The 23,737-nt window shown below is 65.7% G+C and carries 24 protein-coding genes; 14 read left to right on the top strand and 10 right to left on the bottom strand.

Going from position 1 to position 23,737, the window contains the following annotated elements:
* Nucleotides 1-31 precede the first annotated feature (31 nt).
* The 6 genes from PEP31012_RS03080 (at nucleotide 32) to PEP31012_RS03055 (ending at nucleotide 5,793) form a co-directional block, all read left to right on the top strand.
* A complete protein-coding gene (locus PEP31012_RS03080) occupies nucleotides 32-1,471 on the top strand; it encodes a hypothetical protein (protein WP_150587845.1) in 1,440 nt (479 codons plus the stop codon).
* Between the two features lie 144 nt (nucleotides 1,472-1,615).
* Nucleotides 1,616-2,185 (top strand): YqgE/AlgH family protein, encoded by a 570-nt coding sequence (locus PEP31012_RS03075; protein WP_150587844.1) that lies wholly within the window; start codon nucleotides 1,616-1,618, stop codon nucleotides 2,183-2,185.
* Complete coding sequence (gene ruvX, locus PEP31012_RS03070) at nucleotides 2,182-2,610, top strand: Holliday junction resolvase RuvX (protein WP_150587843.1); 429 nt, start codon at nucleotides 2,182-2,184, stop codon at nucleotides 2,608-2,610. The genes PEP31012_RS03075 and ruvX overlap by 4 nt, the downstream gene beginning before the upstream one ends.
* An 86-nt stretch (nucleotides 2,611-2,696) precedes the next feature.
* A complete protein-coding gene (locus PEP31012_RS03065) occupies nucleotides 2,697-3,674 on the top strand; it encodes an aspartate carbamoyltransferase catalytic subunit (protein WP_150587842.1) in 978 nt (325 codons plus the stop codon).
* A gap of 7 nt (nucleotides 3,675-3,681) precedes the next feature.
* Nucleotides 3,682-4,950: a dihydroorotase gene (locus tag PEP31012_RS03060; RefSeq protein ID WP_150587841.1), complete on the top strand. Its 1,269-nt coding sequence runs from the start codon at nucleotides 3,682-3,684 to the stop codon at nucleotides 4,948-4,950.
* A 12-nt stretch (nucleotides 4,951-4,962) separates the two neighbouring features.
* A complete protein-coding gene (locus tag PEP31012_RS03055) occupies nucleotides 4,963-5,793 on the top strand; it encodes a lysophospholipid acyltransferase family protein (RefSeq protein ID WP_150587840.1) in 831 nt (276 codons plus the stop codon).
* 196 nt (nucleotides 5,794-5,989) lie between these two features.
* On the opposite strand, the gene PEP31012_RS03050 is transcribed toward PEP31012_RS03055, so the two are convergent.
* The 6 genes from PEP31012_RS03050 to PEP31012_RS03025 all read right to left on the bottom strand — a co-directional run bounded on the left by PEP31012_RS03050 (nucleotide 5,990) and on the right by PEP31012_RS03025 (nucleotide 12,897).
* Complete coding sequence (locus tag PEP31012_RS03050; protein ID WP_150587839.1) at nucleotides 5,990-7,069, bottom strand: symmetrical bis(5'-nucleosyl)-tetraphosphatase; 1,080 nt, start codon at nucleotides 7,067-7,069, stop codon at nucleotides 5,990-5,992.
* A gap of 95 nt (nucleotides 7,070-7,164) precedes the next feature.
* Nucleotides 7,165-8,256 carry an MraY family glycosyltransferase gene (locus PEP31012_RS03045; RefSeq protein WP_150587838.1) on the bottom strand — a complete coding sequence of 364 codons (1,092 nt, stop codon included), beginning with the start codon at nucleotides 8,254-8,256 and terminating at the stop codon, nucleotides 7,165-7,167.
* Nucleotides 8,250-9,392, bottom strand: a complete 1,143-nt coding sequence (locus tag PEP31012_RS03040; RefSeq protein ID WP_150587837.1) for a glycosyltransferase family 4 protein — start codon at nucleotides 9,390-9,392, stop codon at nucleotides 8,250-8,252. Before PEP31012_RS03040 ends, PEP31012_RS03045 begins: the two co-directional genes overlap by 7 nt.
* 19 nt (nucleotides 9,393-9,411) lie before the next feature.
* Nucleotides 9,412-10,542: a glycosyltransferase gene (locus tag PEP31012_RS03035; protein WP_150587836.1), complete on the bottom strand. Its 1,131-nt coding sequence runs from the start codon at nucleotides 10,540-10,542 to the stop codon at nucleotides 9,412-9,414.
* Nucleotides 10,539-11,675: a glycosyltransferase family 4 protein gene (locus PEP31012_RS03030; RefSeq protein ID WP_174978085.1), complete on the bottom strand. Its 1,137-nt coding sequence runs from the start codon at nucleotides 11,673-11,675 to the stop codon at nucleotides 10,539-10,541. Before PEP31012_RS03030 ends, PEP31012_RS03035 begins: the two co-directional genes overlap by 4 nt.
* A 4-nt stretch (nucleotides 11,676-11,679) precedes the next feature.
* A complete protein-coding gene (locus tag PEP31012_RS03025; protein ID WP_174978084.1) occupies nucleotides 11,680-12,897 on the bottom strand; it encodes an oligosaccharide flippase family protein in 1,218 nt (405 codons plus the stop codon).
* 357 nt (nucleotides 12,898-13,254) lie between these two features.
* Between PEP31012_RS03025 and PEP31012_RS03020 the strand changes: the two genes are divergently transcribed.
* From PEP31012_RS03020 to waaA, 4 genes are all read left to right on the top strand, one after another.
* The gene (locus tag PEP31012_RS03020; RefSeq protein WP_150587833.1) at nucleotides 13,255-14,652 is read left to right on the top strand and encodes a phosphomannomutase/phosphoglucomutase; all 1,398 of its coding nucleotides are present in this window, start codon (nucleotides 13,255-13,257) and stop codon (nucleotides 14,650-14,652) included.
* A 288-nt stretch (nucleotides 14,653-14,940) separates the two neighbouring features.
* On the top strand, nucleotides 14,941-15,909 hold the full coding sequence (gene waaC, locus PEP31012_RS03015) for a lipopolysaccharide heptosyltransferase I (RefSeq protein WP_246171136.1): 969 nt from the start codon (nucleotides 14,941-14,943) through the stop codon (nucleotides 15,907-15,909).
* Nucleotides 15,906-16,802, top strand: a complete 897-nt coding sequence (gene kdoO, locus PEP31012_RS03010; protein ID WP_150587832.1) for a Kdo hydroxylase KdoO — start codon at nucleotides 15,906-15,908, stop codon at nucleotides 16,800-16,802. Before waaC ends, kdoO begins: the two co-directional genes overlap by 4 nt.
* A gap of 3 nt (nucleotides 16,803-16,805) precedes the next feature.
* On the top strand, nucleotides 16,806-18,113 hold the full coding sequence (gene waaA / locus PEP31012_RS03005) for a lipid IV(A) 3-deoxy-D-manno-octulosonic acid transferase (RefSeq protein ID WP_174978105.1): 1,308 nt from the start codon (nucleotides 16,806-16,808) through the stop codon (nucleotides 18,111-18,113).
* A gap of 53 nt (nucleotides 18,114-18,166) precedes the next feature.
* Here waaA and PEP31012_RS03000 read toward each other — a convergent pair whose 3' ends face one another.
* The 3 genes from PEP31012_RS03000 to PEP31012_RS02990 are packed head-to-tail and all read right to left on the bottom strand — an operon-like array spanning nucleotide 18,167 to nucleotide 19,939.
* Nucleotides 18,167-18,490 carry a rhodanese-like domain-containing protein gene (locus PEP31012_RS03000; protein ID WP_150587830.1) on the bottom strand — a complete coding sequence of 108 codons (324 nt, stop codon included), beginning with the start codon at nucleotides 18,488-18,490 and terminating at the stop codon, nucleotides 18,167-18,169.
* Between the two features lie 33 nt (nucleotides 18,491-18,523).
* Entirely contained in the window at nucleotides 18,524-19,192 is a 669-nt protein-coding gene (locus tag PEP31012_RS02995; RefSeq protein WP_150587829.1) for a protein-L-isoaspartate O-methyltransferase family protein, read from the bottom strand.
* Between the two features lie 60 nt (nucleotides 19,193-19,252).
* Nucleotides 19,253-19,939 (bottom strand): TetR/AcrR family transcriptional regulator, encoded by a 687-nt coding sequence (locus tag PEP31012_RS02990; RefSeq protein WP_150587828.1) that lies wholly within the window; start codon nucleotides 19,937-19,939, stop codon nucleotides 19,253-19,255.
* 98 nt (nucleotides 19,940-20,037) lie between these two features.
* Between PEP31012_RS02990 and PEP31012_RS02985 the strand changes: the two genes are divergently transcribed.
* The 4 genes from PEP31012_RS02985 to PEP31012_RS02970 all read left to right on the top strand — a co-directional run bounded on the left by PEP31012_RS02985 (nucleotide 20,038) and on the right by PEP31012_RS02970 (nucleotide 22,770).
* Complete coding sequence (locus tag PEP31012_RS02985; protein WP_150587827.1) at nucleotides 20,038-20,820, top strand: SDR family NAD(P)-dependent oxidoreductase; 783 nt, start codon at nucleotides 20,038-20,040, stop codon at nucleotides 20,818-20,820.
* Nucleotides 20,821-20,825: 5 nt separating this feature from the next.
* Nucleotides 20,826-21,089, top strand: coding sequence for a YkgJ family cysteine cluster protein (locus tag PEP31012_RS02980; RefSeq protein ID WP_150587826.1), 264 nt, complete (start codon nucleotides 20,826-20,828; stop codon nucleotides 21,087-21,089).
* Nucleotides 21,090-21,187: 98 nt separating this feature from the next.
* Complete coding sequence (locus PEP31012_RS02975) at nucleotides 21,188-21,841, top strand: DUF1439 domain-containing protein (protein WP_150587825.1); 654 nt, start codon at nucleotides 21,188-21,190, stop codon at nucleotides 21,839-21,841.
* Between the two features lie 86 nt (nucleotides 21,842-21,927).
* Nucleotides 21,928-22,770, top strand: coding sequence for an undecaprenyl-diphosphate phosphatase (locus PEP31012_RS02970; protein WP_150587824.1), 843 nt, complete (start codon nucleotides 21,928-21,930; stop codon nucleotides 22,768-22,770).
* 50 nt (nucleotides 22,771-22,820) lie between these two features.
* Here the strand turns inward: PEP31012_RS02970 and trmB are convergent, their stop codons facing one another.
* Nucleotides 22,821-23,618, bottom strand: a complete 798-nt coding sequence (gene trmB / locus PEP31012_RS02965) for a tRNA (guanosine(46)-N7)-methyltransferase TrmB (RefSeq protein WP_246171112.1) — start codon at nucleotides 23,616-23,618, stop codon at nucleotides 22,821-22,823.
* Between the last annotated feature and the right edge of the window lie 119 nt (nucleotides 23,619-23,737).

The raw sequence follows: 23,737 nt of genomic DNA, 5'->3' as shown, positions 1-23,737 counted from the left end.
GAAGACCGGCCGCATGGCCAGGAGATGGCCTATGGTGACGCCGCAAACGCCTTCCGACACCACCATCAGCACCCCCGCCACGTCCCCGCGCGATATGCGCGACACGCCCTTGTGGCGATTGCCGGAGGTCGCAGATGCGCTGACCGAAGCGTCCGACGCGTGGTCGAACGGCCCGGCGGCGTCGCTCGGGCCGCTGCGCCGGGCCAACCGTCTGCTCCAGTCGAGCGGTCACGCCGATTGGGCGTTGCAGGGCGAACGCCTCGTGCAGGCGATCGCCGAGGCGGCCTATGGGCAGTCGGGCAGTCAGGACGCCCTGCGCAATGCCTTGCGTCAGTTCGAACGCGACATCTGGCAGGCGGGAACGCCTCCGGTGTCGGCCCCTGCGGCGGCCGATGTGCCAGCCTGTTTCGACAACTGGCCCGGTGCGCCGTCGCTGGGAGAGCTTCGCATGGCGGGGTGGGCCGTCGCGCACCCGCGCCTTGACGGCCTGCCTGCCGGTACCGCCCCGTTGCGCGCGGACGTCGAGCGCGTGCTGTTGCGCCTGTTGCGCCCCGATGCACAGGCGACCGACACCACGGCGGCACTGGGTCAACTGGCCGATTTGGCCGCGGATCTTCACCGCGCGGGTGCGACAGCGCCGCTCGATTACTGGCGTCTGGCCGCGGCATGGCTGCGGTTTGCTCGCGCGCCACTCAGTCTGGCCGACAAGCGCCAGATTGGCCGGATGAACATGGCGTTGCGCAAACAACTGACGCGGCCTGCCGTACCGGCGGCCGGCGCCACGCCCGCCACGCCCGCCACTTCCTCCACTTCCTCCACTTCCTCCACTTCCTCCGCGTCCTCCGCTTCCCTCTCTGCCGCGGCAGGCGCGGGTAACAAGGGCGCAAACGAGGCGGTTCCCGGGCATGATCTGCTCGAGGCACTCGCCACGTGGCACGCACAAGCGCCGGATCGGTGGCTGGGCAAGTTGCTGACCGATTTTGGCGTGCTGCAACACCCCGGCCATCTGCCTGAACCGCTGGCCGGTGCTGCGCAGGTCGGGCAGAAGCCGGGCACGGCGAGCAGTTCGCGCGACTGGTTGCGTATTGGGCCGCTGGCGGTGCGGCAGGACGTCTGCCAGACGTTCCTGAGCCTGGCGGACGAGGCGCTGCCCAATCTAAACGATCCGGCGGTGGTCGCGAAGGTGGCGCAATACTCGGCAGGCATCGGACTGGCGCCGGTCGCGCGGCTCGCGGCGGCGGTGGCGGCCACCGGCGAGCGGCTCGCGGTCTCGCCGCCGGCCGAGCCGGGCGGCCCGGCGGCACTGGCCATGACGGTCAAGGCGTTGCGCGGCATGCTGCATCAGTTCGCCGCCGATACCTATCCAGAGGCGCGTCCCGACCTGATCGCCGAAATGGCGGTGTGGCGTGAGCGTGCGCTGGACGCCAGCGTATTCGGGCAGCGGCTGGTCACCGGGCGTGACGTTCCGTGATAAAGTCGGCGCAAAGGCTGCCATTGGCAGCCGATGGCCGTATCACGATGCGGAAAAGGTGCGTCCGCCGACCCGCCGCACTGGTTGCGGAACGCGACACTCGGGCGGTAGACCGTCAAACAGCTTCCGATAAACTTTGGCCCTATGCCGAACGACCGTATCAACCTCACGAACCAATTTCTCATCGCCATGCCCGGCATGGCCGATCCGACGTTTTCCGGCACCGTCGTGTACCTGTGCGAGCACAGCGAAAAAGGGGCGATTGGGCTGGTGATCAATCGTCCGACCGACATCGATCTGCAGTCCCTGTTCGAACGACTGGACCTCAAGCTGGAAATCGATCCGCTGGCGCATCAGCCGGTGTTCTTCGGCGGGCCGGTGCAAACCGAGCGCGGCTTCGTGCTGCATGAGTCGACCGGCACGCCCTATAGCTCGTCGCTGTCGGTGCCGGGCGGTCTCGAGATGACGACCTCGAAGGACGTACTCGAAGCCGTCGCTAATGGCCAAGGGCCGCATCGTTTTCTGCTCACGCTCGGCCATTCGGGCTGGAGCGCCGGACAACTGGAAGACGAGATCGGTCGTAACGGCTGGCTGACGGTGGCGGCCGACCCGGGCATTGTGTTCGATGTGCCGCCGGCCGAGCGCTTCGACGCTGCGCTGGCGCTGCTGGGTGTCACGTCGTCGATGTTGTCCGCCGACGCGGGTCACGCATGACGGCAGGCAGTGCCACGGTCCTCGCCTTCGATTACGGCGAGCGCCGCATCGGCGTGGCGATCGGCAATCTGATGTTGCGCGAGGCCAGCGCATTGACCGTCGTGGCCAATCTCAACCGCGAAGTCCGGTTCGCCGAGACCGGCAAGCTCATTGCCGAATGGCAACCCGAACTCATCGTCGTCGGGCTGCCATGTCATCCGGACGGCACGCCGCACGAGATGACCCAGCAGGCCAAGCGCTTCGGCAACCAACTCAACGGACGATTCAACGTGCCGGTCGTGTGGGTCGACGAGCGTTACTCGTCGGTCGCCGCCGCGGCGGCGCTGGCCGAAGCGGGCGTCAAGGTCTCGCAAAAGACATCGCTCGACGCCGAGGCCGCTCGCATCATCCTTCAACAGTATTTCGACGAGCATGTTCCTGTCTGATACCCCCACCGGCGTCCCGACCGGCGTCACGCCCGAGTGTCGCCGCTGCGACGCCGCGTCACGCCATCTCGCTGTGGAGCCCCTGCATGGCTAACGGAATCCTCGGCCGGCGCGGCCATCCGCAGCTCAACCGCAACGGCGAGTTGAAGCATTTGCTGACGGTGGAAGGCCTACCGCGCGCCGTGTTGACACACATACTCGATACCGCCACGCAGTTCGTCAGCGTGAACGATGCCGACGTCAAGAAGGTGCCGTTGCTGCGTGGCAAGTCGGTCTTCAATCTCTTTTTCGAGAATTCGACGCGTACGCGCACGACGTTCGAGATCGCCGCCGCGCGTTTGTCGGCCGATGTGCTGAATCTGAATATCAACGCTTCGTCGACGAGCAAGGGCGAAACGCTGCTCGACACCATCGGCAACCTGTCGGCCATGCATGCCGATCTGTTTGTCGTGCGTCATGCCCAATCGGGCGCACCCTACCTGATCGCGGAGCATTGCGCGCCGCACGTGCATGTCATCAACGCGGGCGACGGGCGTCACGCGCACCCGACGCAGGGCCTGCTCGATATGTACACGATTCGTCATCACAAGGGTGACTTCCAGAATCTGACGGTCGCCATCGTCGGTGACATTCTGCATTCGCGCGTGGCGCGCTCCGACATTCACGCGCTCACCACACTGGGTGTGCCAGAAGTGCGCGCCATCGGCCCGCGCACGCTGCTGCCCACGGGCCTGGAGCAACTGGGCGTGCGCGTGTTCCACGACATGGACGAAGGACTGCGCGACGTCGACGTCATCATCATGCTGCGTCTGCAAAACGAGCGGATGAGCGGCGCGTTGCTGCCGTCGGCGGCAGAGTATTTCAAATACTACGGACTGACGCCGGCGCGTCTCGCCCTGGCCAAACCCGATGCGATCGTCATGCATCCGGGACCGATGAACCGGGGCGTGGAGATCGATTCGGCGGTCGCGGATGGTCCGCAGTCGGTCATTCTCGAACAAGTGTCGTTCGGCATTGCCGTGCGCATGGCGGCGATGAGTATCGTCGCCGCAACCCACGGATGAGGGCGCCATGAAACTGCATCTGAAGGGCGGCCGCGTCATCGATCCCGCAACCCGGACCGACGGCGTCCAGGACGTCTTCATCGCCGCGGGCGTCATTGCCGGGCTGGGCACACCGCCGGCGGATTTCACCGCCGATCGTATCGTCGACGCGGCGGGGCTGACGGTCATGCCTGGGCTGGTCGATCTGGCGGCGCGTCGCGTGACGGCCGCGAGCGAAGCGGCCGCGGCGTTGGCGGGCGGGGTCACGCGCGTGGTCTGTCCGCCCGATACCGCCCCGGTGCTCGACGAGCCGGATCTCGTTGAAATGCTGCAGTTGCGCGCGCGTGCCACGCATCGTGCGCAGATCCATCCGCTGGGCGCGTTGACGGTTGGACTCGCCGGCCGTGAACTCACCGAAATGGCGCAGTTGACGCAAGCGGGCTGCATCGGACTGTCGCAGGCCAATGCCTCAATGGCCGATAACCGCACGTTGTTGCGCGCGCTGCAATACGCGGGCACGTTCGGGCTGACGGTTTGGTTGCGCGCGCAGGATGCGGCGCTGGCGGCCGGCGGCGTAGCGGCCAGCGGTGCCGTCGCGTCGCGCCTCGGACTGGCGGGCATTCCCGTGGCCGCCGAGACCATCGCGCTGCACACCATTCTCGAACTCGTGCGTGTGACGGGCACGCGTGTGCATCTGTGCCGCCTGTCATCGGCCGCGGGGCTGGCGCTCGTGCGCGCGGCCAAGGCCGAAGGGTTGCCGGTGACGTGTGACGTTGCGGCGCATCACCTGCACCTGAGCGATATGGACATCGGTTATTTCGATGCCCAGTACCGGCTCGATCCGCCGCTGCGCGGGCAACGCGACCGCGAGGCGATTCGCGAGGCCGCCCGCGACGGCACGATCGATGCGATCTGCTCGGACCATACGCCGCTGGCGGCGGACGCGCGTCTCGTCCCGTTTGCCGAAGCCGAGCCGGGCGCCAGCGGCGTGGAGTTGCTTTTGTCGCTGGTGCTGAAGTGGGCTGACGAGTCGCGCGTGCCGCTGGTCGATGCGCTGGCGCGTGTGACGCACGGCCCGGGGCAGCGGCTGGCGACCGTGGCTCCAGGGGCCGGCCGGCTTGCGCCGGGACAACCGGCAGACATTTGCGTGGTCGCGCCGTCGGCGCACTGGACGGTGGCCGGGCAGCATTTGCGCAGTGCTGGCCACAACACCCCGTTTCTGGGATACGAACTGCCGGGTCGTGTGCGTCTCACGCTGGTGGGTGGCCACGTGGCGCACGAAACCCCCGCCGTCTAGGATGCGATTGTCGTGCTGTTAATCAAAAAAATTCGTCTCGGCTTGCACCTCACGCGCGGTCTGCTGACCGCGCTGCTGTTTTTCCCGTTTCTGTCGGAAGCCGCGAAGCATCGCCGCATTCGTGCATGGTCGCAGACGCTGTTGAAGCTGTGCGGCATGCGTCTCGAAGTGGAGCAGCGCGCGCCGTTGCCCGACAGTGGCGTGATGCTGCTGTGCAATCACGTGTCGTGGATCGACATCTTCGCGATCAACGCCTGGCAGCCGGTGCGATTCGTCGCGAAGGCAGAGATCCGCCATTGGCCATTGGTCGGCTGGCTGTGCGTGCAGACGCGTACGATCTTCCTGCAGCGCGAGCGCCGTGCCGATGCGCGGCGCATCATGCATTACCTGTCCGATTGTCTGCGTGACGGCGACATCATCACCGTCTTTCCCGAAGGCACGACCACGGACGGGCGGAGCCTGTTGCCCTTCCACGCCAATCTGCTGCAAGCCCCGGTGGCCACGGCCAGGCCCGTACAACCGTTGTGCCTGTTTTACGCCGATGCCGAAAGCGGACGCCATACGATGGCGCCGGCCTATATCGGCGAGACGAGTCTGATCGAGTCCATCGACATGATTCTGCGCGCGCCGCCCATGACGGTGCGACTGTCGGTGGGCGAACCGCAGCATCCGCAGGACGGCCAGCACCGTCGCGACTTCGCACTCGGCGCGCAGAAGGCCGTTGGCGATGCCCTGCAAGGCTTTCTGCCCGAAGCGGTGTTGCCACAGAGTGGCTCGGTCGGCTCGCGTGACTCGGTAGTGGGTGACGAAGACGGCGATGCCGTGCGGGCCGTTCAAGCGTGACGCGCGTCGCGTCGGTACAAAAAAACGGCGCTTGCTGAACTGAGTTGCCCCCAAGGGTTGGGCATCAATCCAACCCTTGGGGGGCAGTTCATGTGGGGAGCCGTATTCGTTGATTTCGTTGGTTGCCTTGGCCGGGAGGATGACCTAGGCGACGCCCAAGTGACGTGATGGCCCGTATGACGAAACCCCCACGGGATCAATTGCCTTTGCGCTTCGCCCCTTTCTCGGCGCGTTCGCGCTTCTCGACCTTGCGCGCTTTCGCCGATGTCCCGGTCTTCTCAACCTTTCTGATTTTTCCGAGCTTGCGGGCGGCGACTTTGCCAACCCTATCGACCTTCACGGTCTTCACGGCCTTCTCCGCCTTCTCGGATTTAGCTGCTTTCGCGGCCTTGGGCGCGTCATCGGCCTCGCGGGTCTTCTTGACCTTGTTGCTTGTCTTGTCGTCCGCGAAGGCAAACGGATCGCGAATCTGGGGGCAGTCGACCTGGATCAGCTCGCGCGCCGCGGGCGAAATGGCGAGCTTCACCGCCGTCAATTGCCCGCCCCAGACACAACCCGTATCGAGCGCGAGCAGATTGTCGCGCATGACCAGTCCCAGCGCGGACCAGTGACCGAACGCCACCGTGACGCCGGCCGTGCGACGCCCGGGCGTGTCGAACCAGGGCTTCAACTCGTCCGTGGCCGCGTTGGCGCCTTCCTTGATTTTGAAGTCGATGCGTCCGTCCGCCGTGCAAAAGCGCATACGCGTCAGCGCGTTGATCGTGAGACGCTGGCGGTCTTCGTCGCTCAGGTCGTCGTGCCATCGATCCGGCTGATTGCCGAACATCCGCGAGAGGAACACCTTCCACGCCGGGCCACGCAATTGCTGCTCCACGTCGCGCGCGAGCGTGACGACTTGCGCGGCGTCCCATTGCGGCAGCACACCGGCATGCACCATCAGGTGCCCATGCGCGAAGTGTGCGAGCGGGCGATGGCGAACCCAGTCGATGAGCGCATCGCGGTCGGGGGCGTTGAGAATATCGTCGAGTGTGTCGCTGCCGTGGGCCTGGCGCACACCGGCGGCCACGGCCAGCAGATGAAGATCGTGATTGCCGAGCACGGCCGTGACGCGATCGCCCAGCGCGATGACCTGACGCAACGTATCGAGCGAGCGGGGGCCGCGATTGACGAGATCGCCGGCCAGCCAGAGATCCGCGTCCTGCGGCAGGCGCGCGAGCAGTTGTTCAAACGACGTCTGGCAACCTTGCAGGTCGCCGATGGCATAGATGTCACGCATTGCGTAGGAGGCGCTGTCTCGTCTGGTTGTCCCGATCCGGGGGAGGGCGTGTGAGGCGGCTGCGCGCTGCGATGCGTCGTCCCCCTCGAGGGCGGTCACTTCTTGAAGATCAGCCAGCGAGGTGCCTTGAAGCGAACGATGCGCAGGTACAGCCAGACATACGTCACCATAAAGGCGACGCAGCACACCGCGAGCACCAGACTGTGTCGCCAGAATACCGTGGCCGGGATCACTGCCAGCAAGCATAGCAGCCAGAGGTACGGTGACGTCAAGGAGTTGCGTTGCGTCAGCGCACTCGCCGTGCGGGCGCCGACGGCCCAACGCATCAGCCGTTTGTATACGAGCATGTGCAGATGCACGCCATCGGGAATGCCGGGCGACATGCCGCGCACGAAGCGCTTGCGATAGATCGAGAAACAGACCTCGAAGGCGGGGTAAATGACCATCAGTGCCGGGTACCACGGCGACACCTGCGGGTTGCGCATGACCAGCAACACGGCGATTTCGGCCAGCATGAAGCCGATGAAGTACGCGCCGCCATCGCCGAGGAAAATCAGTCCGCCGGGAAAGTTGAAGATGAAGAACCCGAGGATTGCGCCCACCATGATCATCGAGGTGGTGAGCACGACGGGGTCTTGCACCTGGAACCCGACGTAGCCGAGCGAGGCGAACATGATCATGGCGACCATGGCCGCGAGCCCATTGAACCCGTCGATGATGTTGACGGCATTGGCCATGCCGGCCACGCACAGCACGGTGAGCGGCACCGACACGGCGGCGAGCATCAGCGCGCGGTCTGCCGCGCCGATGTCGATGCGCGTGATGTGGATGTCGAGCAGGAGCCACGCCAGCAGTGCCGCGAACATCGTGCAGAGGAGGCGCACGGTCGGGGTCACCTTCTTGGTCAGATCTTCGATGAAACCGGAGAGGAACGCGGGCAGGCCGCAGGCAACGAGCAGGAGAATGTTGCGCGAGACGACGGGATACGAGAAGCCGAGCGCCGTGGCGGCCACGATCAGGCCGGCCAGGATGCCGACACCGCCGATGCGCGGCACCGGACGCACGTGAAACTTCTGCACCCCGGCGACATCGCTATCGCCGGAGAAGCGGGCGTGAACGTGCGCATAGCGAACGATCAGGAGCGTCGCGACGAACGACACGACCAGGGCGATGGCAAGACTCAGCATGATGCGGGGAGGGATCCGAGAATCCGAAAATACTCTGCAATGACGACGTGTTCGTCGAATTCGCGCGCTACTTTAGCACGCCCGGCATTGCCCATCCGGGTGAGTTGGCTCGCCGGCATTCGCGCCATGTCCCGCAGGCAGGCGGTCAGCGCGACGGCGTCGCGTGCGGGCACGAGCCGGCCCGTCACACCGTCGTCGATCACGTCCCGGCAACCCGGCACGTCGCTCGCGACGAGCGGGCGGCCCATCGCACTGGCTTCGAGCAACGTGCGCGATAGGCCCTCCCGGTACGATGGCAGAACCACGCAATGCGCATTCGCAACGATCGGCCGGACGTCGTCGGTGGTGCCGAGATACTCGACGACACCTTCGCGCTGCCACGCGTCGACCTCGCTGCGCGTGATGGCCGTGGGGTTCTCGACGTCGGTCGCACCGAGCATCTGAAATGTCACGTGCGGCATCTCGTTGCGCAGGGCGCGTGCGGCCTCGACGTACTCCAGCACGCCCTTGTCGCGCAGCAGACGGGCGATGAGGAGAAAGCGCATCGGCGCGGGCGCAGCGTCGGCGGGCGCATTCGATGGCGGCCACGGCGCCTTGGCGAAGTGCGCGAGGTCGACCCCCTCGCCCGGCAGCAAACGTGTCTTGCCGATGGCCACAAGTCCACCTTCGACAAACGCGCGATGGTCTTCGGCGTTGAGAAACCAATTCTCCAGCGTATGGCGAAACGCGACACGGTAGAGTTGTCGCGCCAAACGAGTGGTCAGCGATTCGCGAATGAAGACGTATCCCAGGCCCGTGGTCATCGACACCGACGGAACGCAGGCAAGGTGTGCGGCGATGGATCCGTAGATGTTTGGTTTGATCGTGTAATGGAAGATCACCGCCGGGCGGACTTGCCGGTAAAGACGATAGAGCCGCCACATCAGCCCGAGATCCTGAAGTGGATTTTGTCCCTTGGCGGCCATCGGGATGCGATGGACGACGCAGCCCATTTCCGCGAGCTGCGTGGCGAAGGCATCGTCGGGCGCTGCCACGTGCACCGGATGGCCAGCCGCCAGCAGGGCAGCGATGGGCCCACGCCGAAAGTTATAGATTGACCAGAATGTGTTGGAGCAGAGCAGGACAGGGGACGTCATTGACAGTGTCGTGGCGTATTCAGAACCGGGGTCGTCGCGTTTCGCGCAGACGGGCATAGACCTCGATCCAGCGCGTCACAACCGCATCGAGGGAGTAATGGGCGACGATGCGCTCGCGGTTGGCCGCGCCGGTGGCATGGCGCGCGCTCGCGTCGGCGCGCAGATGATGGATCAGGGCGGTGCCGAGCGCCTGTGCGTCGCCTACCGGCACCAACGTATTACCCGGGACCGTGCCGAGCAGTTCACGCACGCCGCCGCAGTCGGTCGACACCACGGGCAAGCCGCTGGCCATTGCCTCACCAATCACGAGCGGCAATCCTTCCCAGGCGGACGACATCGCATACACGTCCGCCGCGCCCATCCATTGCGCGATATCGTTGCTGCGCCCTAGCAGCGTGATGGCATGGGCCAGCCCGCGTGCTTCCACGAGCGCCTGCACCGAGGCTCGCAACGGCCCGTCTCCAGCAATATACAGGCGCGCTTCTGGCACCGCGCCGAGCACGTGAGAGAACGCGTCGATCAGCGTCGGGTAGTCCTTCGCTTCGACCATCCGGCCCGCCGCAAAGACGATGGGCGTCGCCGTCGACGGCAGCGCGCGAACCGCAGCGCGCCACTGCAATCGTTGCCGTGCATCGGGATGGTAGCGATCCGTGTCGATACCGTTGGGCATGCTCACGATGCGTCCCGCCGGCGCCGCGCGTTGCGCAACGAACGCGGCAACAGCGTCGTCGCTGACGTTCGTCGTCAAATCCGTCCAGCGGTCCGTGACCCGATAAGCCAGCATCCGCAGACGTCCGCCTTCATTGCGACTGTGCGCGCTCGTCACCAGCACCGGCACTGGCGCGAACCACCGGGCCACGCGTGCAAGCAGGTTCGCATGAACCATGTGGGCGTGCACGACCTCCGGCTGCCACGCGCGCAGGTGCGCGACGAGCCGCCGCAACGCCCATGCGAGCGACCAGGGTGTCTTGCCCGCCTTCAGCTCGATGAGTGTGAGTCGTGGCGATGTCGGCAAGGCGACGGCACAGGTGCCCGTGAGCGAGATGAGCGCAACGTCATGGCCGCGCGCGAGGAATCCGCGCGCGAGATCAGCGACCTGCGTCTCCGCACCGCCCAATTGCAAACCGGTGACGAACAGGGCGATCCTCATCGCGCACGCTCCAGTGTCGACGCGCGCTCGGCCCACAGCGCTTCCCAACGCGCCGCGATGGCATCTGCCCCGAAGTCTTTCGCATGAGCGTAGCCTGCCAGACCGAGTCTGCGTCGTAGCGATGCATTGCCGATCAACCGGCGCAGTGCGCCAGCCAAGCCGTCGATATCGCCGTCGTCGACGACCAGACTGTCGACCTCGTCATGCAATAGCGCGCGCGGTCCGGCATCGGCAGCGTAGGCCACGACGGGCACCGCATACGCCTTCGCTTCGAGCAACACGAGTCCGAAACTCTCACGTCGCGACGGCAGGCAGTAGATCGCCGCCCGTGCATAGTGCTGCGCAACATCGGCCACGGCCGGCAGCACCTGTACGCTGTTCGCAACCCCGGCCTGGTCGGCTTGCGTGAGCAGCGCGTCGCGCAACGGGCCGTCGCCCACGATGCGCACCTGCCAGCCCGGCGCGTCGCAGGCGATACGTGCCCAGGCATCGATCAGGCGGTCGAAACCCTTTTCCGGGACCAGACGTCCGACGGCGAGAATGCCCTGCTCGCTGCGGGGCTCGGGAGGCACGTCCGGGATCGGGAGGCCCAGCGGATTGGGCAGCGTGACGAACCGCGCATGGGCGTGAGGATGATGCGTTCGCCATGCGTCGCGGTCGGCGTCGGTGAGCACGACGACGGCGTCGTAGCGGCGTGCCGCGAGCGCCCGTGCCCATCGGCGCGCGCGTCGGCCGAGGTCGCTGGCGTAGGTGCTGTGCTCCCAGGCGATGCGTCGCAACGGCAAACCGAGCGTGGCCGGCACGGTATAGAGCGCGAGCATCGGGTCGACGTCGATCATCACATCGATGGCGTGCTCGCGAACATACCGCCGCACCTGCCGAACGATGGCAATGTAGTGATGCTTGAACGCCACGCGCTCGGCGAACATCGCGTGATGCGCGACAGCGGGCGCCAACGGGAAGACGGGGGTGTGGCCCCACAACGACAGCACGTGCACGCGATGCCCGCGCGCCGCGAGCGCATTCGCCAGCGTCGCTGTGGCGCGTTCGGCGCCGGCAAAGGCCGCCAGCGTGCCCGTGAACAGGCAAACGGTGCGGGCGGCGTGGCCGTTCGGGGAATGAGGCAGCGTCATCGCGTCAGTCCCGTCGAAGCAACCAGACGCCGAGCACCAGCGCGGCGGCATACCCGGCGCCATAGCCGAGTGCCCCGGCGAGCGCGCCGAGATGCGGCGCGAGGCCGCGTACCACTACGAAGGCCACCACCACTGCACACAGCCACTTCGCGATGACCCAGCGTCCGGCGCCGCGACGAATCAGCGTGAGGTTCAGGGCGGCGTCGGCGAACACGAGAATTCCCATGAGCGCCGAGACGCGCAGAATCTGCGCCGACTCCGCGAATCCCGCCCCATAGATCAGGTGTACGATCCACGGGGCCAGCAGCGCGATCGGAACCGCCAGGCAAGCGCCGGCGGCGACCATCAACCACACGGCACGCACGGTGTTGCGTCTCGCCGTGGCGTTGTCGAACGTCTGGAAGATCAGTTGCGGCGCCAGCGAATTCGCGATGATCGGCGCCACGAGCACGAAGTTCTCCGTGATCTGCATGGCGGCGGCATACGCGCCCAGTTCCGCCAGCGGGATGAGCGGCTTGAGCACGAGCTGGTCGATGCGCTTGAACAGGATCATGAGCATCAGACCCCCCCAGAATGTCATACCGCTCGAGAGCAGGTCGACCAGCAGCGCACGCTGCCAGATCACCGGCGTCTTCGGCGAATGCTTCAGGTAATAGCGAACCAGCAGCGCGGCGGCCACGACGGCCTCGACCGCATAGACGAGCGCGAACGCCGCAACGCCCGCATGCATCACGAACAGCAGGGCGACGAGCGCGAGCTTGACCCCCAGCCCACAGAGGTTGGCCGCGACGCTCGGCCGGTTGAACGTGCGCGCCTGCAACCAGGCAATGACGATGCCCGCAGGCTCGCGGAACCAGAGCGCCACGCCGAGCCAGAGCGCGACGGCGACCAGTTCGGACTCGGCAAAGCCGATGACGTAGATGGCCAGCGCCGTATAGGCGACGGCCGCCGCGGCCAGGCGCAGCACGAAGGCATGGGCGATGACCGTGCGTTGCTCGGCCTCGGGCTTGCCGACCAGACGCGGCACCACGACCTCGCTGCCGCACAGCAGCGTGAGCGACGCGGCGAGGAACACGAGCGATTGCGCGTATTGAAACAGGCCGAACTGCGCTGCGCCGAGACTGCGTGCCAGAAGACCGGAGACGGCGATGCCGCCGGCGATCTGCGCGCCGCGCTCGGTCAGCATCCAGAGGATGTTGCGAATGATGGTGCGATAGGGCATGTGGCGCTCGCGCGGCTCACTCGTTCTCAAGTCAAGATAAGCAAAACCGGCCTCGCGAGGCCGGTGCTGGGGGACTTTACACGCTTGTCGCGAAGCACGGCCACCGACGGTAGGCGATCTCTGACAAGGGTTGGGGGAAATGCCGCAGTGCGGCGAAGTCCCGTATAATTTTAACGTAATGCAGCCGTTCCCGGCCGGGCTTCCTGCCGGGAATTCACGTTGGCTGCGCGGCCGGTGCTGGCTTCCCGGTCGGCGCCCTTCGCCACTTCCGCTACGCATGGGGTTCGCTCAGGCAATACGCCCGGCCCCTGGCGTCGGGTAACGTCTTCCTCCCTCGTTTCCGAGAGATCTATTCCCATGACGCAAACCACGCAAGTTTCGCCTGCGATTTTCAAGGCCTATGACATTCGCGGCATCGTCGGCAAGACCCTGGATGCCAACGTCGCGCACCTGATCGGACGCGCGTTCGGCACGGCAGTGCGTCGCGAAGGCGGCAATGCCGTCGTGGTCGGCCGCGACGGCCGCCTGTCCGGCCCCGAACTGGTCGGCGCGCTCTCCGACGGCCTGCGCGCCGCTGGTGTCGATGTGGTCGATATCGGCGTCGTCGTCACGCCGATGGTGTATTTCGCGACGAACGTCACGCTGCATGGCCGTGTTGTCGACTCCGGCATCATGGTCACGGGCAGCCACAACCCGCCCGACTACAACGGTTTCAAGATGGTGCTGCGCGGCCGGGCGATCTACGGTGACGCGATTCAAGGCCTCGCGACGCTGATCGAAAAACAGGACTTCGAAACGGGGCAGGGCACGTACACGGCCGACGAGATCGGCGAGTCGTACCGCGCACGCATCGCGGGTGACGTGCATCTGGCACGTCCGATGAAGATCGCGGTGGACTGCGGCAACGGTGTGGCGGGCGCGTACGCCCCGGCGCTGTTCCAGATGCTCGGCTGCGATGTCATCGAGCTGTTCTGCGAAGTCGACGGCACGTTCCCGAACCATCACCCGGATCCCGCGCATCCGGAGAACCTCCAGGATCTGATCCGGACGCTGCAGACGACCGATGCCGAGATCGGCCTCGCGTTCGACGGCGACGGCGACCGTCTCGGTGTCGTTACCAAGGACGGTCAGATCATCTATCCGGATCGCCAGTTGATGCTCTTCGCCGCCGAGGTGCTGAGCCGCCATCCGGGCGAGAAGATCATCTACGACGTGAAGTGCACCCGCAACCTCGCGGATTGGGTGCAAAAGCACGGCGGCGAGCCGCTGATGTGGAAGACGGGGCACTCGCTGGTCAAGGCCAAGCTCAAGGAAACGGGGGCACCGCTCGCGGGCGAGATGAGCGGCCACGTGTTCTTCAAGGACCGCTGGTACGGTTTCGACGACGGCCTGTACACGGGCGCACGCCTGCTGGAGATCCTCTCGAAGACGGCTGATCCGAGCGCGGTGCTCAATGCGCTGCCCAACTCGATTTCGACGCCCGAGCTGCAGATCCCGCTGGCCGAAGGCGAGAACTTTGCGTTGATCGACAAGCTGCGTGAGACCGCCAGGTTCGACGGGGCGCGGGACATCGTCAAGATCGACGGCGTGCGCGTCGAATATGCGGATGGCTTCGGTCTGGCCCGTTCGTCGAACACCACGCCGGTCGTTGTGCTGCGCTTCGAGGCCGATAGCGATACGGCTATCGCGCGCATTCAGGACGACTTCCGCCGCGCCATCCTCGCCGTGAAACCCGACGCCAAGCTGCCGTTCTGAGGTGACGCCTGGGCGCCCCAGCGCCGGGCCGCCGGCGCGGGACGCCCACAGGGATGTCTAATGGGCGTCGAAAGGACGTCGCAAGCTTCGCCGTACAGGGCGACGTAGGCGGTGCCGTAATAGACACCGTAAGGGGACCGCTTCGAGAACGGCGCAATCAAGGCTGTTCGACGGGCCGGGTCGGGGTAAAATCGCGGTTTTGCTCACGAGGCCCGGCCGAACCGCCGGGGCGTGCGGTTGCAGGTTCTGATCGTCAAAGTCTCGTCGCTCGGCGACGTCGTCCATAACATGCCCGTGGTGCAGGACATCCTGCGCCACACGCCCGACGCCCAGATCGACTGGGTGGTGGAAGAGGGCTTCGTTGACCTCGTCAAACTCGTTCGCGGGGTGCGCCGGGTCATCCCCTTCGCATTGCGCCGCTGGCGCAAGCAGCCGCTCGCCGCACGCACCTGGCAGGAAATCGGCGCGTTCCGCCGTGCCTTGCGCGAAACCCCTTACGACTATGTGATCGACACGCAGGGTCTGATCAAGACCGGCTGGATTGCGCGCACGGCGCGCGGCACCGTGTGGGGGTTGGGCAACCGGACCGAAGGGGCCAGCTACGAGTGGCCGGTGCGTTATCTCTACCGACATACCGTGCGCATCGAGCCCCATACGCATGTGGTCACGCGCTCGCGGATACTGGTGGCCGAAGCAATGGGCTTCAAGGTATCGGACGAGATCGACTTCGGCATCGCCACCGAGCGCGCGGATCACAGCCAGTGCCCGAGCCAGCCGTATGCAGTGTTCGTGCACGCCACGTCGCGCGACGACAAGACCTGGCCGGAAGCCAACTGGATTGCGCTGGGCCGCGATCTGGCGTCGCAAGGGTTGCGGATCGTATTGCCGTGGGGCAGTGCGGCCGAGCGTGAGGTGTCGTTGCGACTCGCCACCGCGTTGGGCGACGACGCCTGGGTGCCGCCGAAGATGAATCTGTCGCAGGTCGTCGGCCTCATCGATCGCGGGGCGATCACCGTGGGCGTGGATACCGGTCTGGTGCACATTGCCGCAGCGCTGAACCGCCCGACGATCGAGTTATACAATTTCAGCACCGCGTGGCGCACCGGCGGATTCTGGTCGCCGCGCATCGTCAATCTTGGCGACGCCGCACACAAACCAACGCTGGCGCAGGTCCGCGACGCCGTGCACCAGCTCGCACCGTCGTTGCTGCCTGTGCCGAGCGGCGCCGCCGCGCCACGGGAGGACCGAAGCGCATGAGCCAATTGAACGAAAACGGCCAGATCGTCACCGTGGCGTCCGGCGACTGGCAGGGCGGGCAACTGTCGGTGCCGCGCGAGACGCTGGTGGCCGATGTCGAGGCCGGCAAGGTACTGTATTTCCCGCATCTGGCCTTCGCGATCGACGCCGCAGAGCAGCGCCTGCTCGATCCGGCCATTGCCGATCCGAAGCGCAAGAACATCAGCCTCGATCCCAAGTCCGACGTGCTGGTTGGCGTGGCCGCCGACGACAGCACGCAGCGCGCCGTCCATGCGCTGGTCAAGCGTTACTACACGCAGGCGTGCAGCCTGATCGACGGCTTGCTGCCGGAGTATCGCGGCAAGCTGCGCGCGGCGCCTACGAGCCTGCGTCTGCATCAGGTTGAAACGCGCCAGACGTCGTGGCGCAAGGACGACAGCCGGCTGCACGTCGATGCTTTTCCGTCGCGCCCGAATTACGGCGAGCGCATCCTGCGTGTGTTCACCAACGTCAACCCGGCGGGCCAGCCGCGCGTCTGGCGCGTGGGCGAGCCGTTCGAAACCGTGGCCAAACGCTTTCTGCCGAAAGTGCCACCCCAATGGCCGGGCACCGCGTGGCTGCAGAACGCCGTGGGCATCACCAAGCGCGTGCGTAGCGGTTACGACCACATCATGCTGCATCTGCACGATGGCATGAAGGCCGACATGGACTATCAGCGCGCCGCCGATCAGCAGACCATGCCGTTCCCGCCGGGCAGCGTGTGGGTCTGCTTCTCGGATCAGACGTCGCACGCGGTGATGTCGGGCCAGTTCATGATGGAGCAGACCTTCTTCCTCCCCGCCGAAGCGATGGTGCACCCCGAGTGCTCGCCGCTGGCGGTCCTGCAACGCCTCACGCATCGCGCGCTCATCTGAATGTTGCTGCGTCTCGTCTATCGCGCGCTCTGGTGGATCGTCGCGCCGCTGGCTGTGGTGCGCCTGTGGTGGCGCGGCCGGTTCGAGCCCGGCTATCGCCGCCATATCGGTGAGCGTTTCGGGTTTTACGATGCACCGCCCTACACGGGCCGCCCGTTGATCTGGGTGCACGCGGTCTCCGTCGGGGAGACGCGCGCCGCGCAGCCGCTCATCGAAGCGCTGCTCGAGCGTTATCCGTCGCACGGCATCCTGCTCACGCACATGACCCCGACCGGGCGCGCGACGGGGCAGAGCCTGTTCGGCGATCGCGTGCTGCGCTGCTATCTGCCATATGACATGGTCGGGCCGATCCGGCGCTTTCTCAAGCAATGGCGACCGAGCGTCGGCGTGGTAATGGAGACCGAAGTCTGGCCGAACCTCATCTTCACGTGCCGTGAGCGCGGTGTGCCGCTGGTGCTGACCAATGCGCGCATGTCGGCGCGCTCGTTCCGGCGTGCCGCGCGCTTCGGCGATGCGGCCAAACCTGTCTTCGGCGGATTCAGCCGCGTGTTCGCGCAGAGCGATGCCGACGCCGAGCGTCTGCGCATGCTGGGAGCGAACGACGTCGACGTGATGGGCAATCTCAAGTTCGACATGACGCCACCGCCCGCACAGCTCGCGCTGGGCGCACGTTGGCGTGAACGTTTCGGCGAGCGCAAGGTGTGGCTCGCCGCGAGTACGCGCGATGGCGAGGAGTCGCTGGTGCTTCAGGCGCGCGCCATGCTGGCGGCGGCGTCGGACGTAGGGCGGCGCTCGTTGCTGGTGCTCGTGCCGCGTCACCCACAGCGTTTCGACGAAGTGGCTGACATGCTCGACAAGGTGCGGATCCGCTACGTGCGTCGCAGCGCATGGCCTGACGACGACACGCCGCTGCCCGCGGACGTCGATGTGGTCCTTGGTGATTCGATGGGCGAGATGGCGGCGTATTTTGCCGCGGCGGACGTGGCGTTCATTGGCGGCAGCCTGTTGCCGCTGGGGGGGCAGAACCTGATCGAAGCCTGTGCGGCGGGCACGCCTGTCGTCTTCGGGCCGCACATGTTCAACTTCACGCAGGCCAGTGAGAACGCCCTGACGGCCGGTGCCGCACGACGGGTGAGCGATGCGGGCGAACTCGCCACGGCGTTGGCCGAGCTGCTGCTCGACGACGACCGGCGGCTCGCCATGCGCACGGCAGCCATGCTGTTCGCGAAACAGCACCAGGGCGCGACCGCACGGACGGTCACGGCACTGGGCCGATGGCTCGACGCGGGCCTTGCTGCCCCGCAGGAGTGATTTTCCGCGAGGGCGCAGCCGTGGCTCAGTCGATCGGACTCAGTCGGTCGGACTCAGTAGGTCGGCATCGACGGGTCGACCTGGCGGGCCCAGGCATCGATCCCGCCGTCCAGATTGAACAGTTGGGTAAAGCCCTGTTGCTCCAGGAACATCGCGGCGCGTGCGCTGCGCATGCCGTGATGGCAGATGCACACGATCGGCGCTTCGGCGTCGAGTTCCGTCAGACGGGCGGGCACGTCGCCGAGCGGGACGTTCCGGCTCTGGGCGATGCGGCAGGTCTGTACTTCCCAATCCTCACGCACGTCGAGCAGCGTGGGTTGGCCGCGGTCCCCGTCCGCGAGCCACTGGGCCAATTGCGCCGGTGTAATGTTTTGCATGATGTTCGTGTGTCGTTTGGCTAGCGACCGGGCTCAGAACTTGAAGCTCGACGGCTTCGTCGCGACCAGATAGGCCACTTGCGTCTCGAACAGGTTTTCGCGGCGATATTCGGTCTCGGACACGCGCGTGATGAGCACGGCTTCCATGACTGGGCTGCCCCCGATGAACGCTGCCAGACGACCGCCAACCTTGAGTTGGTCGAGGAACGCCTGCGGCAGGTCGACCAGTGCACCCGAGATGGCGATCACGTCATAGGGTGCGGCGGCGCTCCAGCCGTGCGCACCGTCGGCGTTGACGACTTCCACGTTGGTCACGCCGTTGGCGCGCAGCGTTTGCTGGGCAGCCTGGGCGAGGTTGGCGTCGAATTCGATGCTCGTCACATGGTGCGCATTGTAGGCAAGCAGCGCGGCCATGTAGCCCGACCCCGTGCCGATCTCGAGCACGTTCTCGTGCTTCTTCGGTGCGAGGGCTTGCAGGATGCGCGCTTCCACGCGCGGAAACATCATGTGCTGGCTCTTGTCGGCGATCGCCGCGCCCGGCAGCGGCAGCTCGACGTCGGTGAACGCGAGTGCGCGCTGGGCCGTCGGCACGAATTCCTCGCGCTTGACGAGCTTGAGCAGATTGAGCACTTCTTGGTCGAGCACATCCCAAGGACGGATCTGCTGCTCGATCATGTTAAAGCGGGCCTGTTCGTAATTCATTTCGATTACCGTGGGTAGTAGGCAAACACAACCCGGCATTTTACCAGTTCCGGGCGATAGTCATGAAGACGCGTGAACTTTTGCCACAGTGGCGACGCCGGGACGGCTTGCCACGCGATGCAGATAGGCACCGCACATCGTCGCCATCTGATCGGCGATCTGGCTGGCGAGCGTCGTATAGCAGGTGCCTGCGGGCGCGCGATTCTCCAGAATTGCCTTGATGGGGCCGGTCATCGAGTTCAGGAACACGAACGCGACCGTCTCGGGATCGTTGAAATGCACGTTCTGCGCCGTTTTCAGCATGGCGACGACGGCCGCATGCATGCGCGTGGACGCGTCCGCAAACACCTCCCGCCCGTCGAGATCTTCCGAGAGCCGGTACAGTGCCTGGGCTTCTTCGATGTCCGTCATCTTGGCGCCGACGTAGGCCTTGGCGAGCGTCTGCGCCATCGTCTCGAGCGGCTGGGCGTGCGAGGCCAGGCAGGTCGCCTCCACCGTCTCGACGATCCGGTCGATGTGCCGCCCGAGCACTGCATAGAGCAGCACCTGCTTGTTCTGGAAGTACTGATACAAGGTACCGACCGACACGCCCGCCCGTTCGGCTACGCGCGTCGTCGTCAGTTGACGTCCGCCGTCGAGCAGCAAAACCTGAAGCGCCGCTTCGAAAATGGCGTCGATGGTGACGCGCGAACGTGCCTGCTGTGGCGTCTTACGGGGCGTTCCGGGGGCTTGGCTGGCCGGTTTCATATGCGAATGGAAAATCTGAAGGATTCTTCATAAACTGCATGCTAACAAATTTGCGTGCGGTCGGGCGCAGCACAACAGGTCAATCGACGGGAGCAGGGATGAAACGGGACGCCATCGAGAATACGGTGCGCGCGGATGCCGAACGCCATTTAGGGCGAGTGGCGTTGGTGACGGGCGCGACCCGGGGCATTGGGCAGGAAGTTGCACGTGGGCTTGCCGAGGCGGGCATGACGGTGCTGGTGGGCGCGCGCGAGCCGGCGAAGGGCGACGAAGTGGTCGAGCCGTTGCGCAAGGCGGGTTTTCAGGCGCAGACGCTGGTGATCGACCTGCTGCGGCCCGAGACGTTGCACGCGGCGGCCTACCGGATTGGTCGTGACTACGGTCGACTCGACGTGCTGGTGAACAACGCGGGGGTGACCGATCCGCGCGACGACACACCGGAGAAAGCGTCCATCGAAGCCGTTGAGCGCGTGTTCGCGACCAACTTCTTCGGTACCTTGCGCGTAACGCAAGCGATGCTGCCGTGGCTTGCGCGCTCGGCGGGGGCGCATATCGTCAACGTGTCGAGCGGCCTGGGCTCGCTGGCACACAACAACGATCCGGCATGGGAGCATGCGGCGTTCCGGCAGATCGGGTTCAACGCGTCGAAAGCCGCGTTGAACATGCTGACGGTGCAGCTCTCGCAAACCTTGCGCGAGACGTCGATCACGGTGAATTCGGTCGATCCGGGCGCGCCCGCCGACCTGACGGTCGATGCCAACGGCAGGCGCGCACGGCAAGGTGTGGCCGAAGGCGCGCGCAACGTGCTGATGCTGGCGCTCGGCGAGCGCGGGCCGGTGACGGGGGGCTTTTTCGACGGCGCGGGCCGTTTGCCGTGGTGAGCGTCATGCAGTGTCGTCCCCGCTGCGCGGCCTGCTGCATTGCGCCTTCCATCTCGACGCCCATTCCCGGCATGCCGAACGGCAAGCCCGCGAATACGCGCTGCGTGCAGTTGGATGACGAAGACCGTTGCCAGATCTTCGGCAGCCCGCTGCGTCCGGCGGTCTGCGGATCGTTGCAGCCCTCGGCCGAGATGTGTGGGATAGATCGTGCGCAGGCCATCGCCTGGCTGACTCAACTCGAAGTCATGACCGCGCCTGCGACGGCGTAGCTCGGCATAGTGCGGTGTAGTGCGGCGTGGTGCCGTGTCGCATGCGGATGCTATAGTCGCGCGTGTCGGGCGCGGGGCGCCCAGTTGTGGACGTTGTCATGCCGGGTAGTGCTCATCCAGATCAGCGAATTCGTCAGCAGTGCGACGCGCTTGTGCCGCAAGGCACCTCGCGCTTCCCGGGCCGCATTACGGATGGCCTCACGCGCCGCCGTTGGCTGGCGCTGAGCGGCGCGATGGCGCTTGCCGCGGGGCTGGCCGCCTGCGCGGGGTTGCCGTTCGGCAACGACTACACCTTCTCCGAAAGCCAGTTGCAGCGCGCGCTCGACCGCAAGTTTCCGTTCGAGCGCCGTGTGCTGGCCGTGCTCGATATCAACCTTTCGCATCCACGTCTGACCTTGTTGCCGGCGCGCAATCGTCTGGCGGTGTCGATTGACGCGACGGTGACACATCCGTTTGGTGGCGCGCCGCTTACCGGCACGCTCGCCATCGACAGTGCGCTCGCGTACGACCCGGCGACGATGTCCGTCGTGTTGCGCGATCCGGAGGTGGAGACGTTCACGATCGACGGTTTGCCTGAGCGCTGGTCGCGTCAACTGATCGCCGCCGGGGCATTGATCGCGACGCAACTGCTGCAGGGCGCGCCGCTCTATACGTTCAAGCCCGAGCAACTGAGCATCGGCGGCGTGGCGCGACAGCCGGGCGCGATCACCGTGCGCTCGCATGGCGTGAACGTCAAATTCGATGCTCGCTGACGCGGTCGTCCGCCGCCGAGCGCCGCATTGCGCTCGCGTCCCTTATCCCTCTATTCGCTAATCACGACTTCTCAGGAACTCATTGCATGGACTTGTTGCTGGCGTTCAAAGCCGTCATTCTCGGTGTGGTCGAAGGGTTGACCGAATTCCTGCCGATCTCGTCGACCGGTCACCTGATTCTGGCGGGCAGCCTGCTCGACTTCAACGACGACAAGGGTAAGGTCTTCGAGATCGTGATCCAGTTCGGCGCCATTCTTGCTGTGTGCTGGGAGTACCGCGAGAAAATCACACAGGTCGTGGCGGGCCTGGGCAGCGATGCCAAGGCGCGGCGCTTTACGGTGAATGTCATCCTCGCGTGCGTGCCCGCCGTCGTGCTCGGCCTGTGGCTGGGCAAATACATCAAGGCGGCGCTGTTCAATCCCGTGGTGGTGGCCACGGCGTTCATCGTCGGGGGTGTGCTTATCCTGCTCGTCGAGCGGCACAACCGTCGGAACACGGAAGCGGGCAAGCGGCCGCGGGTGAATTCGATGGACGACCTCTCGGTTACCGACGCCTTGAAGGTGGGGCTCGCGCAATGCTTTGCCCTCGTACCGGGCACGTCGCGCTCTGGGGCGACGATCATCGGCGGCATGATGTTTGGGTTGGAGCGCAAGGTGGCGACCGAGTTCTCGTTCTTCCTCGCCATCCCGATTCTGTTCGGCGCGACCGTCTACGAACTCTACAAGGCGCGAGCGACGCTGTCGGTCGACGATTTCAGCCTGTTCGGCATCGGTTTCGTTGCCGCCTTCATCAGCGCGTTCATTTGCGTGCGCTGGCTGCTGCGCTACATCGCGTCGCACGACTTCACGGCGTTCGCGTGGTATCGCATCGTGTTCGGCCTCGTGGTGCTGGCCACGAGCTACAGCGGCTGGGTCGTCTGGTCCAACTGAGCAAAGAAGGGGCACCGCGTGGTGCCCCTTGATGTCTCTCGCGAGGTCTCTCAGGCGCGTTTGCGGAACACGAGATCCCACACGCCGTGCCCGAGGCGCAGGCCGCGATTCTCGAACTTCGTTACCGGACGATAGTCGGGACGCGGCGCATAGCCATCCGCCGTGTTCTCGAGCGTGGGTTCGCCGCCGAGCACCTCGAGCATCTGCTCGGCATACTCCTGCCAATCCGTTGCACAGTGCAGATAGCCGCCCGGCTTCAGGCGCGAGGCGAGTAGCGCCACAAACGGCGGCTGCAGCAGGCGGCGCTTGTGATGGCGCTTCTTGTGCCACGGATCGGGGAAGAAGACATGTACGCCGTCGAGCGAGCCTTCGGGCAGCATGTGCTGAACGACTTCCACGGCATCGTGCGCAATGATGCGCACATTCGACAACGGCGTCTCGCCGATGCGCTTGAGCAGCGCGCCCACGCCCGGCTCATGCACTTCGACGCCGAGGAAATCGTCCGCTGGACGCAGCTTTGCGATGTACGCCGTGCCGTCACCCATGCCGAAGCCGATCTCGAGAATGCGAGGGGCATCGGCGCGCGCGAAGGCGGCGGGCCAATCGAGCGGTTCGGGCGCGTAGGGCAGCAAGAACTGTGGGCCGAGAACATCGAAGGCGCGCTTTTGCGCTTCCGAGCTGCGCCCGGCGCGCCGCACGAAACTGCGAATGCGGCGCGGGTGGGCCACATCGTTCGGGTCGACGTGTGTGTCGTCGTCGCCCGTGGCGTTGGATTGCGACGCGCCCAAGTCGGCGTCGTCGTGGGCCGGTTGCGCGTCGTCAGCCGGCGGTTGTCCGTGGTTCGTCATGGAAACAAAAAGCCGTCTGGGCGACGGCTTGTCGAGGAATGCTGCGGCGGGCGGCACATCCGGCATTGCGGCCTGAGTCGGCGCCCAACACGATGATTTTTCGAAAGTTTTTCCCGTGC

This window comes from Pandoraea eparura, from assembly GCF_902459725.1.
GTDB lineage: Bacteria > Pseudomonadota > Gammaproteobacteria > Burkholderiales > Burkholderiaceae > Pandoraea > Pandoraea eparura.
The sequence above is the reverse complement of the archived record's forward strand: the minus strand, read 5'-3'. Positions and strand labels throughout refer to the sequence as shown.

What these genes read in the sequence shown, in the direction of transcription:
- PEP31012_RS03080 (WP_150587845.1), top strand. Translation starts at nt 32, where the DNA reads ATGGTGACGCCGCAAACGCCTTCCGACACCACCATCAGCACCCCCGCC.
- PEP31012_RS03075 (WP_150587844.1), top strand. Translation starts at nt 1,616, where the DNA reads ATGCCGAACGACCGTATCAACCTCACGAACCAATTTCTCATCGCCATG.
- ruvX (WP_150587843.1), top strand. Translation starts at nt 2,182, where the DNA reads ATGACGGCAGGCAGTGCCACGGTCCTCGCCTTCGATTACGGCGAGCGC.
- PEP31012_RS03065 (WP_150587842.1), top strand. Translation starts at nt 2,697, where the DNA reads ATGGCTAACGGAATCCTCGGCCGGCGCGGCCATCCGCAGCTCAACCGC.
- PEP31012_RS03060 (WP_150587841.1), top strand. Translation starts at nt 3,682, where the DNA reads ATGAAACTGCATCTGAAGGGCGGCCGCGTCATCGATCCCGCAACCCGG.
- PEP31012_RS03050 (WP_150587839.1), bottom strand. Translation starts at nt 7,069, where the DNA reads ATGCGTGACATCTATGCCATCGGCGACCTGCAAGGTTGCCAGACGTCG.
- PEP31012_RS03045 (WP_150587838.1), bottom strand. Translation starts at nt 8,256, where the DNA reads ATGCTGAGTCTTGCCATCGCCCTGGTCGTGTCGTTCGTCGCGACGCTC.
- PEP31012_RS03040 (WP_150587837.1), bottom strand. Translation starts at nt 9,392, where the DNA reads ATGACGTCCCCTGTCCTGCTCTGCTCCAACACATTCTGGTCAATCTAT.
- PEP31012_RS03035 (WP_150587836.1), bottom strand. Translation starts at nt 10,542, where the DNA reads ATGAGGATCGCCCTGTTCGTCACCGGTTTGCAATTGGGCGGTGCGGAG.
- PEP31012_RS03030 (WP_174978085.1), bottom strand. Translation starts at nt 11,675, where the DNA reads ATGACGCTGCCTCATTCCCCGAACGGCCACGCCGCCCGCACCGTTTGC.
- PEP31012_RS03025 (WP_174978084.1), bottom strand. Translation starts at nt 12,897, where the DNA reads ATGCCCTATCGCACCATCATTCGCAACATCCTCTGGATGCTGACCGAG.
- PEP31012_RS03020 (WP_150587833.1), top strand. Translation starts at nt 13,255, where the DNA reads ATGACGCAAACCACGCAAGTTTCGCCTGCGATTTTCAAGGCCTATGAC.
- waaC (WP_246171136.1), top strand. Translation starts at nt 14,941, where the DNA reads ATGCCCGTGGTGCAGGACATCCTGCGCCACACGCCCGACGCCCAGATC.
- kdoO (WP_150587832.1), top strand. Translation starts at nt 15,906, where the DNA reads ATGAGCCAATTGAACGAAAACGGCCAGATCGTCACCGTGGCGTCCGGC.
- PEP31012_RS03000 (WP_150587830.1), bottom strand. Translation starts at nt 18,490, where the DNA reads ATGCAAAACATTACACCGGCGCAATTGGCCCAGTGGCTCGCGGACGGG.
- PEP31012_RS02995 (WP_150587829.1), bottom strand. Translation starts at nt 19,192, where the DNA reads ATGAATTACGAACAGGCCCGCTTTAACATGATCGAGCAGCAGATCCGT.
- PEP31012_RS02990 (WP_150587828.1), bottom strand. Translation starts at nt 19,939, where the DNA reads ATGAAACCGGCCAGCCAAGCCCCCGGAACGCCCCGTAAGACGCCACAG.
- PEP31012_RS02985 (WP_150587827.1), top strand. Translation starts at nt 20,038, where the DNA reads ATGAAACGGGACGCCATCGAGAATACGGTGCGCGCGGATGCCGAACGC.
- PEP31012_RS02980 (WP_150587826.1), top strand. Translation starts at nt 20,826, where the DNA reads ATGCAGTGTCGTCCCCGCTGCGCGGCCTGCTGCATTGCGCCTTCCATC.
- PEP31012_RS02975 (WP_150587825.1), top strand. Translation starts at nt 21,188, where the DNA reads ATGCCGGGTAGTGCTCATCCAGATCAGCGAATTCGTCAGCAGTGCGAC.
- PEP31012_RS02970 (WP_150587824.1), top strand. Translation starts at nt 21,928, where the DNA reads ATGGACTTGTTGCTGGCGTTCAAAGCCGTCATTCTCGGTGTGGTCGAA.
- trmB (WP_246171112.1), bottom strand. Translation starts at nt 23,618, where the DNA reads ATGACGAACCACGGACAACCGCCGGCTGACGACGCGCAACCGGCCCAC.